Source organism: Arthrobacter sp. GQ119 (assembly GCF_059759125.1).
The window spans coordinates 1-17,454 of sequence record NZ_JCAXEA010000007.1; the positions used below are offsets into that span (position 1 = coordinate 1).

At 66.6% G+C, this 17,454-nt stretch carries 16 protein-coding genes; 7 read left to right on the forward strand and 9 right to left on the reverse strand.

What is annotated here, in order from left to right; translation table 11 throughout:
- Positions 1–87 precede the first annotated feature (87 nt).
- Positions 88–1,119, reverse strand: coding sequence for an FAD-dependent monooxygenase (locus AC6CH3_RS08025; RefSeq protein ID WP_498131935.1), 1,032 nt, complete (start codon positions 1,117–1,119; stop codon positions 88–90).
- A 70-nt stretch (positions 1,120–1,189) separates the two neighbouring features.
- Positions 1,190–2,152, reverse strand: a complete 963-nt coding sequence (locus AC6CH3_RS08030) for an SMP-30/gluconolactonase/LRE family protein (protein ID WP_498131936.1) — start codon at positions 2,150–2,152, stop codon at positions 1,190–1,192.
- Positions 2,153–2,356: 204 nt separating this feature from the next.
- On the opposite strand from AC6CH3_RS08030, the gene AC6CH3_RS08035 reads away from it, so the two are divergent.
- The 6 genes from AC6CH3_RS08035 to AC6CH3_RS08060 all read left to right on the forward strand — a co-directional run bounded on the left by AC6CH3_RS08035 (position 2,357) and on the right by AC6CH3_RS08060 (position 8,659).
- A complete protein-coding gene (locus tag AC6CH3_RS08035) occupies positions 2,357–3,235 on the forward strand; it encodes an amino acid-binding protein (RefSeq protein WP_498131937.1) in 879 nt (292 codons plus the stop codon).
- Between the two features lie 251 nt (positions 3,236–3,486).
- Entirely contained in the window at positions 3,487–4,851 is a 1,365-nt protein-coding gene (locus tag AC6CH3_RS08040) for an MFS transporter (protein ID WP_498131938.1), read from the forward strand.
- Between the two features lie 81 nt (positions 4,852–4,932).
- Complete coding sequence (locus AC6CH3_RS08045) at positions 4,933–5,616, forward strand: GntR family transcriptional regulator (RefSeq protein WP_498131939.1); 684 nt, start codon at positions 4,933–4,935, stop codon at positions 5,614–5,616.
- Positions 5,613–6,440, forward strand: coding sequence for an aspartate/glutamate racemase family protein (locus AC6CH3_RS08050; protein WP_498131940.1), 828 nt, complete (start codon positions 5,613–5,615; stop codon positions 6,438–6,440). Before AC6CH3_RS08045 ends, AC6CH3_RS08050 begins: the two co-directional genes overlap by 4 nt.
- A 48-nt stretch (positions 6,441–6,488) precedes the next feature.
- The gene (locus AC6CH3_RS08055) at positions 6,489–7,922 is read left to right on the forward strand and encodes an amidohydrolase family protein (RefSeq protein ID WP_498131941.1); all 1,434 of its coding nucleotides are present in this window, start codon (positions 6,489–6,491) and stop codon (positions 7,920–7,922) included.
- Positions 7,923–7,930: 8 nt separating this feature from the next.
- Positions 7,931–8,659 (forward strand): maleate cis-trans isomerase family protein, encoded by a 729-nt coding sequence (locus AC6CH3_RS08060; protein WP_498131942.1) that lies wholly within the window; start codon positions 7,931–7,933, stop codon positions 8,657–8,659.
- Between the two features lie 94 nt (positions 8,660–8,753).
- Here AC6CH3_RS08060 and AC6CH3_RS08065 read toward each other — a convergent pair whose 3' ends face one another.
- The 4 genes from AC6CH3_RS08065 to AC6CH3_RS08080 form a co-directional block, all read right to left on the reverse strand.
- Positions 8,754–9,674: a diacylglycerol/lipid kinase family protein gene (locus AC6CH3_RS08065; protein WP_498131943.1), complete on the reverse strand. Its 921-nt coding sequence runs from the start codon at positions 9,672–9,674 to the stop codon at positions 8,754–8,756.
- A 159-nt stretch (positions 9,675–9,833) separates the two neighbouring features.
- Entirely contained in the window at positions 9,834–11,207 is a 1,374-nt protein-coding gene (locus AC6CH3_RS08070; protein ID WP_498131944.1) for an NAD(P)(+) transhydrogenase (Re/Si-specific) subunit beta, read from the reverse strand.
- Complete coding sequence (locus AC6CH3_RS08075; RefSeq protein ID WP_498131945.1) at positions 11,204–11,551, reverse strand: NAD(P) transhydrogenase subunit alpha part 2; 348 nt, start codon at positions 11,549–11,551, stop codon at positions 11,204–11,206. Before AC6CH3_RS08075 ends, AC6CH3_RS08070 begins: the two co-directional genes overlap by 4 nt.
- A complete protein-coding gene (locus AC6CH3_RS08080) occupies positions 11,551–12,735 on the reverse strand; it encodes a Re/Si-specific NAD(P)(+) transhydrogenase subunit alpha (protein ID WP_498131946.1) in 1,185 nt (394 codons plus the stop codon). The genes AC6CH3_RS08075 and AC6CH3_RS08080 overlap by 1 nt, the downstream gene beginning before the upstream one ends.
- 280 nt (positions 12,736–13,015) lie before the next feature.
- Here AC6CH3_RS08080 and AC6CH3_RS08085 point away from each other — a divergent pair, with 280 nt between their 5' ends.
- Positions 13,016–15,082 carry an acyltransferase family protein gene (locus AC6CH3_RS08085; protein WP_498131947.1) on the forward strand — a complete coding sequence of 689 codons (2,067 nt, stop codon included), beginning with the start codon at positions 13,016–13,018 and terminating at the stop codon, positions 15,080–15,082.
- Positions 15,083–15,130: 48 nt separating this feature from the next.
- Here the strand turns inward: AC6CH3_RS08085 and AC6CH3_RS08090 are convergent, their stop codons facing one another.
- From AC6CH3_RS08090 to AC6CH3_RS08100, 3 genes are all read right to left on the reverse strand, one after another.
- Entirely contained in the window at positions 15,131–15,970 is an 840-nt protein-coding gene (locus tag AC6CH3_RS08090) for an IclR family transcriptional regulator domain-containing protein (RefSeq protein ID WP_498131948.1), read from the reverse strand.
- Positions 15,971–16,106: 136 nt separating this feature from the next.
- Positions 16,107–16,790, reverse strand: coding sequence for a 3-oxoacid CoA-transferase subunit B (locus AC6CH3_RS08095; protein ID WP_498131949.1), 684 nt, complete (start codon positions 16,788–16,790; stop codon positions 16,107–16,109).
- Position 16,791: 1 nt separating this feature from the next.
- Positions 16,792–17,451: a 3-oxoacid CoA-transferase subunit A gene (locus tag AC6CH3_RS08100; RefSeq protein ID WP_498131950.1), complete on the reverse strand. Its 660-nt coding sequence runs from the start codon at positions 17,449–17,451 to the stop codon at positions 16,792–16,794.
- Positions 17,452–17,454: the final 3 nt, after the last annotated feature.

The window sequence follows — 17,454 nt, forward strand, 5'->3', positions numbered from 1 at the left end:
ACCGCCGTCGTCCGCCTCCCCGCTGACCGCCTGTCCCGCTGGGGCGGGCCCGCCTGCTTTTCGTGCCGGTTTGCTGTGCCGGCGCGCCTACCGGGCCGCGAGCCGGAGCAGCCGGTCGCGCAGCGGCTGTGCCCGTTCGGCGAGAGCCAGACGCGTCATCGCGGAGGAGGCCACCCGCAGCAGCCGGGTCCGGAGCAGCCTCTGTCTGTTGTATTCCCTAAGGGCCTCGCCCACCGGCCTGGTGTTGAGGAGTTCGGCCAGCGTCACGGCGTCGACGAGGGCTTCGCACGCCCCGCGGCCCAGGTTGGGCGTCATCCCGTGCGCCGCGTCGCCAACGAGGACAGCGCCAGGCCGCGTGAAGCTGCCGAGGTCCGGAGCTGTCCAGATCCGCTGCGCGAGCGTTGATTCCGGCGTGGCCTGCTCCAGCACGTTCCTGACGGCCGGAGCGCCGTCGGCGAACCGTTCCCGTGCACGCGCCAGCGCTTCAGCCGCCCCGACACCTGCCGGTCCGAGTTCCGAGCGGAAGGAGGCATACCAGTACGTCCTGCCGCTGGAGGCCGGGGTGATGCCAAAGAGCTGCCCGCGCCCCCAATACTCACCGCCGGCCTTCGCCTCAACGGGCACGGGAAGAACACCGCGCAGCGCCACGTAGGGCGTCGGTCTGGCGTTGGCCCCTGGACCCCAGAATGCGCGGCGGACCACGCTGTGGACACCGTCGGCGCCGACCAGCAGGCCGGCGGCCAGCGGTCCAGTGGCGGGGATATCTTCCACCTTGCCCTCCGCCCGGCGCACGTTCCTGGGTACGGCGGCGTCCAGGAGCCTGATCAGGTCTGCCCGGGACACACCCAACACCCCGCGGACTTCCGGTGATATCCACGCGTCACCGGCGGCATCCCGCAGGGCCATCCCGCCAAAGGTGGCGCCAACTGCCCTGATCTCCGGAAGGATCCCCAGAACGGCCAAGGCGCCCTGCGCCTCCGGCCACATGGCGAGGGAAGTTTCCACCGTCGGCAGGCCGGGCCGCTGCTCGTGGATGGTCACGTCGAAGCGGTCCGGGTCGAGCCCTGCCGCGAGTGCAAGGCCGGCAATGCCTCCGCCGATGATGGTTATGGCTTCCATGGACCGATGTTAAGCCCGACGGCGGCTGGCGGCTCTTCGGATCCGGCCCCGTCTGAGCGGTCCGCGCACGCTAGGAACGGGCCTTGACCACGACCACCTCGAACGTCTTCGCGTTCGGGACCATGAACTTCGCGTTCACTGCGGCGAGCTTATTCCCAAACAGGGCGGCCGTCGTCGGAATGTTGAAGTTCCTGTTCTTGATAACCTCCCTGACGCTTCCTGAGAGCGCCCGGAAATCCACGGAGACGCGGCTGATCTGGTTGGAGAAGTTCTGGACGGCCCAGATGGTCCTGCCCTTCACCACGATGCCGTCGACATTCGGGAGGGTCAGGCCCTTGATCTGGGCGCTCGCTCCGGTCCTGGGGTTGACGGTGTACAGGGCCTTGTTGCCGGAGTGGGCCACCACCAAGGTGCGATCATTCCGCGCGCTGGCGATGCCGTTCAGGTTGAACTGATCGGCTGTATCAGCGGCAGGCCCCGTCAGTTTCAGCGTCCGGACCGTGCCGAGTTTGCCTTCGTCGCCAACGGGCACGAAGTAAAGCTCGGCCTGCCGCGAGTTGGTGAACCACGCGCCGCGGTCGGTGAGCGCGACGTCATTGATGAAGGCCGCCTTCCACGTCAGCTGGATCGTCTTGACGGTCCTCCGGTGGTCCGTGTCATACACATAGGCCTTGCCGGAGGGGCCCCCGGCCACGAAGAGGAGGTCATTCTCGTTGTCCGCCTTCATTCCCGCGGCAACCCTGCCGTCAGGCACATCGATGAACTTCTTGGCAGTTCCCTTGCGGATGTCACCCCGGAAAATGTCTCCCGTGGCGAGGTCACCGGCATAGAAAGTGCTGCCTTCGCCGGCGGCAATGCCTTCCGCCCCCTTGGCGCCGGGAAGGACAATGACCGGGAGCCTGTCCCTGGAGTTGTCCCCGGTGGCCGATGCGGCCGGTGCGAGCGGAGCCGGGACGAGAAGAGCCGCGAGGGCGGCCAGACCGGCGGCTGCACGACGGCGTGCGGAACCTGAATTTTTTGTACTGAGGCGCATGATGCTCTCCGGAATTGGGTGATATTCCGTGCGAGCTGGCCGTTGTACGGAAGCTCCGCACGTTGGTCCCTTCAGTCTAGATTCGGCCGATATGCCTGACCAGATGTGCCGGGAAACCGCAATCCAGCGGCACAAAACCATTCGTTCCCCCGTTCGGAACGCCGGGGCAATGCATCCGTAACACCGGCACGGCAGGATGCAACCATGAAGCCCAAAGCACCGGCCCCTGCCACGGCTGACCTGAGCTGCGAAGTCTGCGGGCAGATGCCCGAGCCTCCAAAGTCCCGCCTCACGGCGGCCAACGTTGCCGTGATGCTTCCCATCGAACTGCTGGTGCACGCCCTGGTGGTGCAGACGCACCTGCCCTATGTGGCGAAGGTGCTGGTCCTGACGCTCACGGCCACCGTCCTGGTGATCTGGGTGGCGGAGCCGTCCGCGGCACGCATCCTGCGCCGCTGGCTGCACGCTCCGGCGCTGCGGCATCGGCGTCGGCTGGGCACCGCCCCCGCCCTGTGGCGGGCACGGACCATCCTGCGGGACCAGCCCGGTTCCCTGAAGAAGATCACACGGTCACTGGAGCTGCTCGACACCAACATCCTGAGCATCCACGTCCACCCGGTGCGCGGCGGAGTGATGGATGAGTTCGTGCTGTCAGCCCCCGGTGAACTCAGCGAGCGCCAGCTGCTTGACGCACTGGCGGACGGCGGCGGCAGGCAGTCGCAGGTGTGGCCGACCACCGCCTTGGCGATGGCCGACGGCCAGACCAAGGCGCTGAGCCTGGCTGCCCGTATCGCGGCAACGCCCGATGAACTTCCGCTGGCCGTGGCGGAGCTACTGTCCGCCCGGATACTTGATCCGGGGTCGGAAACCGCCCGGATTCCCGGGGAAACGAACGACGCCGGCACGCTCCTTAAAATCCCCACTGCCTGGCACGGCCCCATCACCTTCTACCGCCCCGGGGAACCGTTCACGCCCGCAGAATCCGCCCGGGCGCACAGGCTCGCGGAGCTCGCCGAGATCCTGGCCCACGTGCCCTCATCCACGACTGAACCGGATGCGGATCCGGTACCGGCGGGGTCGTAGCCCCAAACGGCAGTCACAATCGGTGATTAGCGGCCATCCGGCTCAACTTCGCCAAAACCCTTGACAGTGGGCCAGGTCACTTCTAACTTAGATTTTGGGATCCCAAAACGGGATCCCAAAAATCAGCGCAAGGCGCTTCCGGAATGCCACTACAGGCCCGCTTAAAGTTTTCCGCCGCTCAACCCGCGGCCGCTTATCCGAATCATCAAGACCGTTTCCCTGTCCGTAAACTTCCCTGTAAAGGAGAAGCCGTGTCTATCCCCAATACCGAAACAGCGACTACAGAGGCTCAAGGCACCACAGAAGCCTCCGCTGGCCACGAACCCGGCAAGGACGGCGTGCAACGGCGCACCACCGTCCGCTGGAAGCTCTTCCTGCTCCTACTGGTGCTTGTCGCCGTGAACTACATCGACCGCGGGTCCATTTCCGTGGCGCTTCCCATCATCCAGAAGGAATTCAACCTTGCACCGGAGCTGGTCGGCCTGCTCCTGTCCGCCTTCTTCTGGACATACGCCCTGATGCAGATTCCCGTGGGCTGGCTGATCGACAAGTTCGGCCCGCGCAAGGTCATGACCGCATCGTGTGTCGGCTGGGGCGCGGCAACGGCCGCCTCCGGCTTGGCCGGCGGATTCCTGAGCATGTTCATCGCCCGGATGGGCATCGGCGTCACCGAGGCCGGCGTCATGCCGGCTGGCGGAAAGCTCAATGCCATCTGGATGCACAAGTCCGAACGCGGCCGCGGTGCCACCATCCTGGATGCCGGCGCTCCGCTGGGCGCAGGTCTCGGCGGCATCATCATCGCAGGCCTGATTGCCTCCACCGGCAGCTGGCGCATGGCCTTCATCATCGCCGGTGCCGCCACGGTCCTCATGGGATTGGCCGTGTGGTGGTACGTCAGGGACAACCCCCGCGAGCACCGCGGCGTCAACGATGCCGAGGCCAGCTACATCGAAGCCTCCCATGCAGCAGAGGATGCGGAGGCTGAGCTGGACGGCAGCAAGGGCAAGCGCGCCCTGCTTCCCTACCTGAAGTTCCGGTCCTTCTGGGCCATGTGCTTTGGCTGGCTCGGCTTCAACGGCGTCTTTTACGGCCTCCTGACGTGGGGTCCGCTCTATCTGGCGCAGGCCAAGGGCTTTGACCTGAAGACCATTGGCTGGTCCACGTTCGTGATCTTTGGCGCCGGCTTCGTCGGCGAAATCCTGGGCGGCAGCATCGCGGACAAGTGGCGGGCAGCCGGCGCCTCGGCCAATCGCGTCATGCGTACGCTGCTGGGCATTTCCAGTGCGGTGGTCATCGGCGGCCTGGTCGGAGTCACCGTGGTGCCCGACCCCACCACCGCCGTCGTCCTGCTCTCCCTGGTCATGTTCTTCCTCCGCTGGGTTGGCCTCTTCTGGAGCATTCCCTCCATCCTGGGCGGCAGGACCAACGCCGGAGTATTGGGCGGTGCGATGAACTTCAGCGGCAACATCTCCGGCTTTGTCACACCCATCGCCGTGGGCCTGATCGTCGGTGCCACCGGCTCATACACCTGGGCGCTGCTGTACTTCGTGGGATCCGCCATCGTGATGGGAGTGTCCGTGCTGACCCTCAACTACAACAAGCGGCTTCCTGTCTAAGCTGGCAATCCAAAGCCGGCCACGCAGCGCCTCCTCCCGCCGCCGGGAGTGCAAGCCATACAAGAATCCGAATGGAGCACCATGCTTACCGCAGAAGAGACCCAGGACAAGGAACGCCCCCTCCGCGAGGCTGTCCGGGACACCCTCCGCACCCGGATTTTTGAAGGGCATTACGCTCCCGGCACGCGGCTGGTGGAACGCGACCTCGCCGCGGAATTCAACGTGTCACGGCTCCCTGTCAGGGAAGCCCTGCGCATGCTCCGCCAGGAAGGCCTCATCAGCGACCGGGGAGCCCGCGGCGCGGAAGTCAGCACCCTCAGCCCCAAGGACGTCGAGGACCTGTTCGATGTCCGGCAGTCCCTGGAGGTGCTGGCCTGCCGGCTGGCCGCCGTCCGCGCCACACCTGAGGAGCTGTCCCACCTCAAGGGCATGCTCGACGAGGCGGACCTTTGCCTCGCAAAGGGTGCCGTGATGGAAGCCCACCGGGCCAACAGTGAATTCCACGATGCCATCACCGGCATTGCCGACAACAACTTCCTCAAATCCGCACTGGAACCCCTCCAGGGACGCATGCACTGGCTCTTCCGCCACGTCAGCGACCTGCCGGAGCTGATCCAGGAACACCGCGACCTCTACGATGCGATCGCCAGCGGCGACCCGGACCGGGCGGCCGCACAGTCGGCGTCGCACATCGGCAAGTACCGCGAGCAGTTCCCCGAGGACTTCCAGAAAACCGAACCTAAGCTGCATCGGAAGAAGAAATGAAACTGCTCGTCATCAACCCCAACATCAGCGACGACGTCACCGCCCTCATCGAGTCCGAGGCCCTGCGCTCCGCAGCCCCGGGCACGGAACTGGTGGTCCGCACGGCCGGCCACGGCGTGGAGTACATCGAAACCCGTTTCGAGTCCCTCATCGCGGCAGGCGCCGTCGCGGAGATCATTGCCGAGTACGGCACCGATGTCGACGGCGCTCCTGTCGACTGCCCTTCCATCGACGCAGTCGTGGTTGCCGCCTTCGGCGATCCCGGCATGCCCGCCCTGAAGGAACTCACTGACGTGCCGGTCATCGGTATCACGGAGGCGGCGCTCTGCGCGGCCGCCCTGCAGGGGCACCGCTTCTCCATCATCGCCATCTCGGACCGGATCCGGCCGTGGTACCTGGATTGCGTGGAGCGGTTCGGCCTTGCCGGCCGGCTGGCCTCCATCCGCTCCATCAATGAGTCCCTGAACGGAATCGGTTCCGTGCAGCAGGACTTCAAGGAAACCCTGCTGGCACTCAGCCGGCAGGCCGTCGCAGAGGACGGGGCCGACGTCGTCATCCTGGCGGGTGCGCCCCTCGCCGGACTTGCCCGCGACCTTCGGGGGCAGATTCCTGTTCCGGTGGTGGACGGCATTTCGGCCGGCATCCGCATGGCGGAGGCCGTGGTGGGGCTCCAGTCCGGGCCGCACCGCGCCGGCGCCTTCGCCCCTCCACCGGTCAAGGCCCGCAAGGGACTTTCCGAAAACCTCGACGCCGCCCTGGCGGCAGCCCAGACAGCAGCGCATGCCGCAGCCCCGGCTCCTGCCAGCACGACCTCTGCCACCTAGGGCCCAGCCCGCCCGTCCAACCCGCTTCCCCCGATAAGGAGGACAATGATGTCCCACACCCCAGAACTCGTGGTCGCCAACGGCACCGTGGTCAACAGCTTCGGCCGCCAGAACGCCCACGTCGTCGTCCATGACGGCAAAATCGTCCGGCTGGTCGCCGCCTCTGACCCGGCTCCCGAGGCCATGCGCACCATAGACGCCGGCGGCCGGCTCGTGATCCCCGGCGGCGTGGACGGCCACTGCCACGTGGCCCAGGTGACCGGACGGTTCCGCACCCTGGACGACTACAAGACCACCTCCACCGCAGCGCTGTGGGGCGGCACCACCACCATCATCGACTTCGGCATCCCCCGCGACGCCCGGGAAACCCCGCTGGCGGCAGTGCTGAACAAGAAAGAACTCGCCCGGGAGTCGCGCTGCGACGTCGCACTCCATGGTTCGGTGGTCAGCTGGGATGAGACCGTGCCGTGGCAGCTCGAACAGCTCGCGGCCGAGGGCGTGCGGTCGGTCAAGATGTACACCACCAACCGCGGCAGCACCATGGCGGACGGGGACACCATCCTCAAGGTCATGCGCGAGATGGTGCGGCTGGACGGCCTCACGTACATCCACGCCGAACACGACCCCATCATCGCGGACTGCACCGCACAGCACGCCGACGACGGCCGGATCGGCATCGAGCACCTGCACCGGACCCGCCCGGAGCTGGCCGAGGAAACCTCGGTCAGGGAAACCCTGGCCATGGCCGAATACACCCGGGCTCCCGTGTACTTTGTCCACCAGTCAACCCCCGGAGCCGTGGACCTCGTCACCGCTGCCCGCAGCAGCGGCCAGGAAGCGTACTCCGAGACGTGCCCCCACTACCTCACCCTCGATGATTCCGTCTACGGTTCGGCCTTCCCCGAATGGTATGCCTGCTGCCCGCCGATGCGGAGCACCGAAACCGTTGCCGCCCTCAAGGAGCGCCTTGCCGACGGCGCCATCCACGCCGTCTCCTCGGACCATTCCTGCTACGACCTCTCGCAGAAGCGCGAGCGCACCGATGACGTCCGGGCCATGCCGCACGGCCTGCCCGGCGTGGAAACACGGATGCCCGTCACGTTCACGGCCATGATGGGATCCCCCCGCAACACGGTGGAGGACTTCGTTGAGGTCTTCTCCGCCGGGCCCGCCCGGATCAACGCGGTTCCCGGCAAGGGGACCATCGCCGAGGGCTTCGACGCCGACCTCGTGATCTTCGATCCCGCCGAGGAACGCACGGTCGACGGCGGGAGCCTCCACATGGGCACGGACTTCTCCCCGTTCGACGGCGTCCGGCTCACCGGCTGGCCTGGCGTCGTGGTTTTCTCCGGGCGCGTGGTGGTGGACGCCGGCAGCTTCCACGATCCCGGCCCGGTGGGCCGCTTCGTGGCCCGCAACGGCTTCCGCGAACACGCGGCAGCACCGGCTGCCACGCCGGCGACAGTCCCCGCAACGTTTTAGGAGCACCCATGCCTTCCGCAACACGCAAAACACGCATCGGCATGATCGTGCCGTCCTCCAACACCTGCCTTGAACCGCAGAGCTACCGCATCCTGGGCGACCGGGACGACGTCACCATCCACTTCACCCGGATCCCCGTGACCCGGATAGCCCTGGACGACTCCTCCGATAAGCAGTTCGATCCGGCCGTCATGCGTGATGCGGCCGGGCTCCTCGCGACGGCGGACGTGGACGTCATTGCCTGGAACGGCACCTCGGGGTCCTGGCTCGGAGCGGACCACGACCGTGAGCTGGTACGGGAGATCTCCGAGGCCACCGGTATCCCGGCCACGACGTCCACGCTTGCCTATCTGGAGGCGTTCCGGTCGTTCGGCACGGAGCGGATCGGGCTGTTCACGCCATACACGGAGGATGTGAACCTTGCCGTCATCACCTCCTATGAGCGGGACGGCATCAAAACGGTGGGCCACCGCTGCCTGGGCCTGAGCGACAACGAGTCCTTCGCACGGGTCACCGACGAGGAGATGCGGCCCGGTTCACTGGAACTGGCGGCAGCGGCGCCGGACGCCCTCGTTTACCTGTGCACCAACCTGTACGGTGCCAACATCGCGGCCGAAATCGAAGCCGAAACCGGTGTTCCCGTACTGGATTCCGTGGCTGTGACCCTGTGGCACTGCCTCAAACTTGCCGGGTCCCCCTTGCTCGCACCAAGGTGGGGCAGGCTGCTCGCGGACTGACACCAGCCGCGACATACAGCAGCGCCGACAAGACAGACGGCGGCGGGACGCCCACTGGGAGCGACCCGCCGCCGTCGACACTTAAACCCGTGCGCTACATGCGGATCCTGAGCGCACCCGGCTCCAGCCGGATGGCCATGTGCTTTCCGGCGCCAACGTGGTCGCCGTCGAGCTGGAACTCCTGCTCATGCTCCAGGGTGACCTCCGCGCTCTTGCCCTGGAAGTACTCCGCTGATTGCCTCTTGTTCTTCCTGCGGCCGAAAATGCCGGTGATGACGCCCAGCCAGCCGAACCTGCCGCGCGGGGCCAGGACCAGCAGGTCAAGGAGGCCGTCATCGATCTTCGCCTCCGGGAAAATCTCTATTCCTCCCATGAGCCGGCCGCAGTTACCGATCATCACACTGCGGATCCGGCGCTTGACCGGGTGCTTGCCCTCCATGCGAACGGTGGCCCGGACGGGCTTGCCAGGCAGCTTGCGGATACCCGCTTCGACGTATGCGAGCCAGCCCATGCGGTCCTTGAGGACATCCACCGTGTCCGCCATGATGGCGGCGTCGTAGCCCACTCCGGCCATCACCAGGAACACGCTCTCGCCCTCGGAGTGGTCGAAGCTGCACCTGACCACGTCCACGGTGCGTTCCGTGCCATTCAGCACGTCATACGCTGCAGAGACGGGGTCGCTGACGTCCACGCCGAGGTTGCGGGCCAGCAGGTTGCCGGTTCCGAGCGGCACCAGCCCCAGAGGAGTGTCAGTTCCTGCGAGCACCTCGGCCACGCAGCGCACGGTGCCGTCGCCGCCGGCGGCGATAACGACGTCGACCCCGGCCTCCACCGCCTGGCGCGCCTGGCCAACGCCGGGATCCTCAACGGTGGTTTCCAGCCACAGCGGCTCAGCCCAGCCCTGCGTGTCGCACAGCCGGATCAGCGCGGCGCGGAGGTCTGCGCCAGCGGCGACCTTGGCGGGATTGATGACCACGGCGGCCCGTTGCGGCGGGGAGGCGTTGTTCGCTGGCATGATGTCCTTCGACAGATGAGGGCGGCAAAGCCGCGGAACTCAAATGGTAGCCGGGTTCCCTGAATTTACGCAGTATGCTTCGTAAATCCTGCCGCCATGAGCACCACGTGTTCTTGGCCGGACGGGTGGCGGACGGGTGCTCTCAGTGAGGGCGCCTTTCTACAGCGCCTTGACGGCACCCAGCACCTTCGTCAGCGACTCTTTGGCGTCGCCGAACAGCAGGGTGGTCTGCGGCTCGTACATGAGATCGTTTTCGATCCCCGCGAAGCCCGGGCGCAGCGAGCGCTTCAGGAAGACCACCTGCCTGGCATCGGCCACCTCGAGAATCGGCATGCCGTAGATCGGCGAACCCGCGGACGTTTTGGCGGCGGGATTGACGACGTCGTTCGCGCCCACCACGAGCGCGACGTCGGCGGTCCGGAACTCGGAGTTGATCTCGCCCATCTCCTTGAGCGACTCGTAGGGAACGTTGGCCTCGGCAAGCAGCACATTCATGTGCCCCGGCATGCGCCCCGCTACCGGGTGGATGGCGAAGTCCACCCTGATGCCGCGGGCCTCGAGGGCCTGGGCAAGCTCGGCGGCGGTGTGCTGCCCCTGCGCCACCGCGAGGCCGTACCCGGGCACGATGATCACCCGCTGCGCATAGCCCAGGAGCACCGCCACGTCCTCCGCGCTGGAGGAACGCACGGGGCGGTCGCTGACCGCCGTCGATCCCGCCGTCGAACCTCCCCGGAACGCCCCGAACAGGATGCCCGCGACGCTGCGGCCCATGGCCGCCGCCATGGCCCGGGTGAGGATGGTACCCGAGGCGCCCACCAGCGTGCCGGCCACCACCAGGAGCACGTTGTCCAGCACCAGGCCCGAGGCCGCGACGGCCAGGCCGGTGAAGGCGTTCAGCAGCGAGATGACGATCGGCACGTCTGCACCGCCCACTGGCAGGACCAGCAGCACTCCGGCCACCAGTCCGAGCAGCAGGAGCAGCAGCGCGAGCACCAGGGAACCGCCGAGAATGACGGCGACGGCGGTTCCCACCGCGGCGAGCAGCACCGCACCCATCACGGCCGGCAGACCGGGGAAAACCACGGGACGGGTGGTCATCAGCTCCTGCAGCTTGGCGAAGGTGATGGCGGAGCCGGCGAAGGAAACCGCCCCGACCAGCAGCGTGAAGACGACGGCAAGGCGCGTCCAGCCGTCGTCGGCGTGGGGCAATTCGAGCAGCGCCACCAACGCGGCCGCACCGCCGCCCACACCGTTGAAGAGCGCCACCAGCTGCGGCATCTGGGTCATCTGGACGCGGCGGGCGACCGGAGCTGCCACGCCGGATCCCACGGCGATGGCGCCCACGATCCACGGGATATTGTCCAGCCGGACGGAAAGGAAGACCGTCACGACGGCGACCAGCGCACCAAAGGCACCGATGAGGTTGCCGCGGCGTGCCGTGCGCGGCGAATTCAGGCCTTTAAGGGCGAGGATGAAAAACACGGCCGCCACGAGGTAGAGCAGCGACGTCAGCGTGGGGTCAAGGAGTGTCATTTAACGCTCTCCTTGCCCTCGCGGGACTGGTCTTCGCGGGATGTTCCTGGCTGTTTTCCCGACTTGCCCGAGCGCCCCCGGAACATTTCCAGCATCCGGTCCGTCACTACGAAACCGCCCACGAGGTTCGCGGTGGCGAGAACGACCGCGAGGAGTGCGACGGCGAGCACCCACGGGTGTGCTGCCTGGCCCGCAACAATGATGGCGCCCACCAGGATGATGCCGTGGATGGCGTTGGCGCCGGACATCAGCGGGGTGTGCAGGGTGCTGGAGACTTTGGAAACCACTTCGAAGCCCACGAAGACCGCCAGCACGGTGATCGTCAGCAGGCTGATGCCGTCCATCAGACCACCCCCTCGTTCTCGGACGCCTTCTCGTTTTCCGCCGCGAGGGCCGCGAGCGCCTCCGCCGTGGGCGGATGCCGCACCACGCCGTCGTGCGTCAGGCACGCGCCGGCAATCACGTCGTCGTCGAAATCCGGCGCCACTGTGCCGCCCCGGGTCATCAGGGCCAGCAGGTTGGCCACATTCTTTGCGTACAGCCGGGAGGCGTCAGTGGGCATGGCGGACGGCGCGTCCTTCAGGCCGACGACGGTGACGGCGCCCCGGCCGTCGGCGGTCGGGAACTGGACGTCCCGTCCCGGCAGGGACCCCTCCACGTTGCCGCCGGACTCCGCGGCGAGGTCGACGACGACCGACCCTGGGCGCATTGCCTCCACCATGTCCCGGGTCACCAGGAGGGGTGCGCGCCGTCCGGGGACGGCCGCCGTCGTGATCAGCACATCCGCTTCGGCGACGTGCGGGGCCAGCAGCCGGCGCTGCAGGACACCGCGGTCGGCGCTGAGCTCGCGTGCGTAACCGCCCGACGCCTCCGCCGTCTCGAGGTCCAGTTTGATGAACGTGCCGCCCATCGAAGTGACTTCTTCCGCGGAGGAGGGACGGATGTCGTTGGCCGAAACACGCGCGCCGAGCCTCTTCGCAGTGCCGATGGCCTGCAGCCCGGCCACGCCGACGCCGAGCACCAGCACCCGCGCAGGCGGGACGGTTCCGGCGGCAGTCATATAGAGGGGAAAGAAGCGGGGCAGCCGGATGGCCGCCTCCAGCACACAGCGGTAGCCGGCCACAAGCGCCTGCGAGGACAAGGCGTCCATGGACTGGGCGCGGGAGATCCGCGGGACGAGCTCCAGGGCGAACGAAGTGACGCCTCCGTCGGCGAGTTCCCTCACGGTGGCGAGTTCGGACGACGGCGACGCCAGTCCCACAGTGACTGCCCCCCGGCGCAAAGCTGCCGCCGTCGGAAGCTCAAGCGGACGGACATGGGCGTACACATCGAGTTCCCCGAGGTCCAGATCCTGAACCACAAGGGCGCCGGCCTGCAGGTAGTCGTCGTCACCGTGCCCCGCGAAGACCCCCGCCCGGGACTCGACCAGCACCTCCAGCCCCAATCCGGCCAGCTGTTTCACGGTCTCCGGCGTCGCGGCGACCCGCCGTTCGCCTTCCCTGCGCTCCCGCGCGATGCCCAGCTTCACCCGCCACTTCCTTCCAACGGGTGCAGCGGCGCTTCCGCTCCCTGGGTCCCCGCCCGGGGCAGAATTCACGGAGCGGCGCTGCTGCACGTAGTTGGCTAGAGTCTATGGCCCCGGGAGGCCGGGCGGTACATCATTCACATTTCAGGCTAATCACAGACGCCACGGGCGATATGCCGTTCAAACGACGGGAATGAAAGTACCGTTGGTTTGGCAGCGTGAATGACCGCTCGGTACCCTAGAGGTTGCCCCGGGGGAAGGGCAGCATCCCTGAGAGGTAAACGTGACCACCACATCTGTCCGCGCTGAACCGCGGGAACCACACAGTATCGTCCCGGCCCGCCAGAAGACCTCCTTCCGACCGGAAATTCAGGGTCTGAGGTCCCTGGCAGTGTTGATGGTGGTGGCCTACCACGTGTGGCTCGGCCGGGTTTCCGGCGGTGTCGATGTCTTCCTGATGATTTCCGCGTTCCTGATGACCTTGCAGTTCACGAACAAGTTTGACCGGAAGCGGCCGGCTGATCTGCTCCGGCACTGGCTCCATCTGTTCCGTCGCCTTCTTCCGGCATCAGCGCTGGTCATCTCCGCCACTCTGCTGGCAACGTTCCTGTTCGTTCCGAAGACCCGGTGGCTGGGCATCATCGAGCAGGGCTGGTCCTCTCTCCTGTATTTCCAGAACTGGCTGCTGAAGGCACAGGCGGTGGACTACTACGCGGAGGACCATAGCCTGGCCAGCCCGTTCCAGCACTTCTGGTCACTGTCCATTCAGGGCCAGATCTTCATTTTGTGGCCCCTGATCTTTGTCATTGCCGCAGTCATCGCCCGGGCGGCCACCCTGAACTACCGGGGACTGCTGCTCTACATATTTGCGGCCGTGTTCGCCGTGTCGTTGGGCTTTTCGATCTACTACACGAGCTCGAACCAGGCCGAGGCCTACTTCGACACTGGAGCCCGGCTTTGGGAATTCGCGCTCGGCTCCATCGTGGCGCTGGTGCTGCCGGGCCTGGATCTTTCCCGGCGGGCCCGGGTTCTGCTGGGTTGGATCGGTGTCCTGGCCATGCTTAGCTGCGGCTTGCTTCTACAGGTGCAGACGGCGTTTCCAGGCTTTGTCGCGCTGTGGCCCACGCTGGCAGCGGCTGCCGTTATCGTCGCCGGCCAGACCGGAAGCCGCTTCGGGGCAGACCGGCTCCTGAGCTCGCGGCTGCTGGTGGGGCTGGGCGAGAACTCGTTTGCCTTGTACCTGTGGCACTGGCCGGTGTTGGTGATCTATTTGATCTGGTCAGGCAAGGATCAAGCCGGATGGTTGTCCGGCAGCGCGGTCGTGGCCGTGTCCCTAATTCTCGCCCTGCTGACCACCCGTCTCGTGGAGAAGCCGTGGCGTGCGTGGAGGTGGCCGGAGGTCAGGCGGCGGCGCGCGGTCATCGCGGTCGTGGCGGCCGCCGCTGTAGCCGTGGTCCCGCTCAGCGGCTGGACGTATGTGCTGGACGAGGAAAACCGCGCGGTTCTTCGCGAGGCCCAACGGAATAATCCGGGATCCAAGGCGCTCCTCCCGGGCCATGTCGACAAAGCCGACAAGGACGCAGCAATCCTCCCGACTGCCGACCGGTTACCAAAGGACTGGGCCGCCCTGGACAAGCCATGTGAAGGTGATCTGGCCCCCGGCCCCGGACTCCTCGAGAAGGCCTGCGCCCAGACTTCCGGACCGGAGAAACCGGCTAAAAGAATTCTGATTGTCGGTAATTCACATGCCGAACAGTGGATGGCGCCACTGGAGCCCATTGCCAAGAAACATAACTGGATGCTCATCTCCATCCTTAAGGGTGGCTGCGTGTATGCTCCTCCCGGTGTGGGCCTGGAACCCTACTGCGACGCGTTTAACAGTGAAGTGGAACAGTACATAAAGCAGCACAAGCCCGACGCCATTTTCACGGTGGCGACCGCGGCAAGCACCGCCTCACCTGCGGAGCGGCTGAACCCGGGCTTTGAACAAGTGGCCCGCAGCCTCACGGCCGAGGGCATCGACGTGGTGGGAATCCGCGACAATCCCCGATTCGCGCTCAACATGGCCGAATGTGCTGTCTCCAAGGGCCCCGAGGATCCGGCGTGCAACCCGCCCAGGAAGTCCGTCCTGCCGGAGACGCCTGCTTTCAGCCCGCTGGCGGGGACGATCAGTGGGCTGTCCCTGCTCGACATGTCCGACAGCCTCTGCACCGCGACCACCTGCCCGGCACAGATTGGCAACATGTACGTGTACCTGGACGGACACCACTTGAGCGCAACCTACGCGGAGACAATGGCGGACGTTCTTGAGCAGCGGCTGCTGGAGGCCACGGGCTGGTCGGCACGGTAGCGCCAAAAGGGTCCGCGCGTTCCGCTGCCCACAAATGGGGGCGGGCTGCTACCGGCCGGCGGAGAAGTCGGCCGAGATTTTTTCAGCCGTCGCCACTATTTCCTTGCCGACCGAATCCAGGTACGCCTCGGGGTCCGGCTTGGCTGCCACGGACTGGGCCTGCAGCGAAACATTGACGGCAGCCACCACCTTCGTGCCGTGATAGACGGGCGCGGCGACGGACATGAGCCCCAGTTCGAGCTCCTGGTCCAGCAGACACCAGCCCTGGGCCCGGACCGTATCGAGGACGGCCAGAAGTTCCTTCACGGTGCCGATCCCCCGGGGCGTGAGCGGCTTGATCTCCGCCGCGGCCAGGTATTGCTTGAGCTGCTCCGGCGGGAGGCCTGCGAGAAGCACCCTGCCCATCGAGGTGGCGTAGGCGGGGAACCTCGTGCCCACCGTGATGCCGATGGTCATGATCCGGCGGGTCGTGACCCGTGCGATGTAGGCGATGTCGGTCCCGTCCAATACGGCCGCCGACGTGGACTCACCGAGCTTCAGGGAAAGCTCCTCGAGGTGCGGCTGCGCCAACTGCGGAAGGGACAGGCCCGACAGGTAGGCGTAGCCGAGCTGCAGCACCTGGGCCGTCAGCGCGAAGGTCTTCCCGTCGGTGCGGACGTAGCCGAGCTCCACGAGAGTGTGCAGGAAACGGCGTGCAGTCGCCCGGGTCAGATCGGTGCGGGCGGCCACCTCGGTCAGGGTCATTTCGGAGTGGTCGCTGTCGAATGCCCGGATCACGGCAAGCCCACGTGCCAGCGACTGCACGTACTGGTCACTCGCGGCCGGTGCCGCCCCGGCCTTCGGCGTGCGGTTTGCCCCCGGCGCGGTCCCTGCTGCTGCGTCGCTCATGGTTACCAATCCTATTGGCGCGAACGAACACTTAAGCCGCACCCCCCATGCGCGAACTGGCAGGTGATGCCCGCAAAACGCGGATTTGAAGGCATCTGCTGCCAGTTCGCGCGGGAGGGGGAGACGGGTGGTGTGGTTAGCGGTCGACGGCGGGGGCTGGGGTGAGGGGGACGGGCACGAGGGCCTGCAGCTCTTCGAGCGTGCAGCCGAAGGTTTCGCGGACCAGCACGCCGTCGGGGCCCGTCAGGAAGACGGCTTTGTCCGTGTAGACGCGCGTCACGCAGCCCACGCCGGTGAGCGGGTAGGTGCATGCTTCGACGATCTTGGAGGCACCGTCGCGGGTGAGCAGGGTCATCATCACGAAGACGTCCTTGGCCCCGGTGGCCAGGTCCATTGCCCCGCCCACGGCGGGGATGGCGTCCGGGGCGCCGGTGTGCCAGTTGGCGAGGTCGCCGGTGGCGGAGACCTGGAAGGCGCCCAGCACGCAGATGTCCAGGTGCCCGCCGCGCATGATGGCGAACGAGTCGGCGTGGTGGAAGTAGGACGCGCCCGGCAGCTCGGTGACGGGGATCTTGCCGGCGTTGATGAGGTCGCCGTCGATCTGGTCCCCTTCAGCGACCGGGCCCATGCCCAGCATGCCGTTCTCGGTGTGGAGCGTGATGTTCTGCTCGGGCTCGAGGTAGTTCGACACCAGGGTGGGCTGGCCGATGCCGAGGTTCACGAAGGAGCCAGGGGCGATGTCGCGGGCCACCAGCCGGGCGAGGTCGTCCCGGCCCAGCGGAGTGTCGGACGTCTGGATGGACGTTTCTACAAGGCTCATGTCAGGCCACCTTCACAATGCTGTTGACGTAAATCCCCGGGGTCACGACGTTCTCCGGGTCCAAGAAACCCGTGGGCACGATTTCGGACACCTGGGCGATGGTGTGCTTGGCCGCGGCGGCCATGATGGGGCCGAAGTTCCGGGCGGTCTTGCGGTACACCAGGTTCCCCACGCCGTCGGCCTTGAGCGCCTTGATCAGCGCGACATCGGCATGGATGGGGGTCTCGAAGACCTGGCCGCGGCCGTCGATGATCCGGGTTTCCTTGCCCTGGGCGAGCATGGTGCCGTAACCGGTGGGGGTGAAGAACCCGCCGATGCCTGCCCCGGCAGCACGGATGCGTTCGGCCAGGTTGCCCTGCGGCACGAGTTCCAGCTCGATCTGCCCGGCCTTGTACTTGGCGTCAAAGTGCCAGGAATCGGACTGCCGCGGGAAGGAACAGATCATCTTGCGGACCCGGCCCTCTTTGATGAGCAGGGCCAGGCCCTGGTCGCCCTGGCCGGCGTTGTTGTTCACCACGGTCAGGTCGGTGGCGCCGCTGTCCAGCAGCGCGTCGATCAGTTCGAACGGCTGCCCGGCGTTGCCGAACCCGCCGATCATCACGGTGGAGCCGTCCTTGACGGCCGCGACGGCCTCGTTGACCGTATCTACGAAGTTCAGCATGGC

Coding starts and splice junctions, on each gene's coding strand:
- AC6CH3_RS08025 (WP_498131935.1), bottom strand. CDS start 1,119: ATGGAAGCCATAACCATCATCGGCGGAGGCATTGCCGGCCTTGCACTC.
- AC6CH3_RS08030 (WP_498131936.1), bottom strand. CDS start 2,152: ATGCGCCTCAGTACAAAAAATTCAGGTTCCGCACGCCGTCGTGCAGCC.
- AC6CH3_RS08035 (WP_498131937.1), top strand. CDS start 2,357: ATGAAGCCCAAAGCACCGGCCCCTGCCACGGCTGACCTGAGCTGCGAA.
- AC6CH3_RS08045 (WP_498131939.1), top strand. CDS start 4,933: ATGCTTACCGCAGAAGAGACCCAGGACAAGGAACGCCCCCTCCGCGAG.
- AC6CH3_RS08050 (WP_498131940.1), top strand. CDS start 5,613: ATGAAACTGCTCGTCATCAACCCCAACATCAGCGACGACGTCACCGCC.
- AC6CH3_RS08055 (WP_498131941.1), top strand. CDS start 6,489: ATGTCCCACACCCCAGAACTCGTGGTCGCCAACGGCACCGTGGTCAAC.
- AC6CH3_RS08060 (WP_498131942.1), top strand. CDS start 7,931: ATGCCTTCCGCAACACGCAAAACACGCATCGGCATGATCGTGCCGTCC.
- AC6CH3_RS08065 (WP_498131943.1), bottom strand. CDS start 9,674: ATGCCAGCGAACAACGCCTCCCCGCCGCAACGGGCCGCCGTGGTCATC.
- AC6CH3_RS08070 (WP_498131944.1), bottom strand. CDS start 11,207: ATGACACTCCTTGACCCCACGCTGACGTCGCTGCTCTACCTCGTGGCG.
- AC6CH3_RS08075 (WP_498131945.1), bottom strand. CDS start 11,551: ATGGACGGCATCAGCCTGCTGACGATCACCGTGCTGGCGGTCTTCGTG.
- AC6CH3_RS08090 (WP_498131948.1), bottom strand. CDS start 15,970: ATGAGCGACGCAGCAGCAGGGACCGCGCCGGGGGCAAACCGCACGCCG.
- AC6CH3_RS08095 (WP_498131949.1), bottom strand. CDS start 16,790: ATGAGCCTTGTAGAAACGTCCATCCAGACGTCCGACACTCCGCTGGGC.
- AC6CH3_RS08100 (WP_498131950.1), bottom strand. CDS start 17,451: ATGCTGAACTTCGTAGATACGGTCAACGAGGCCGTCGCGGCCGTCAAG.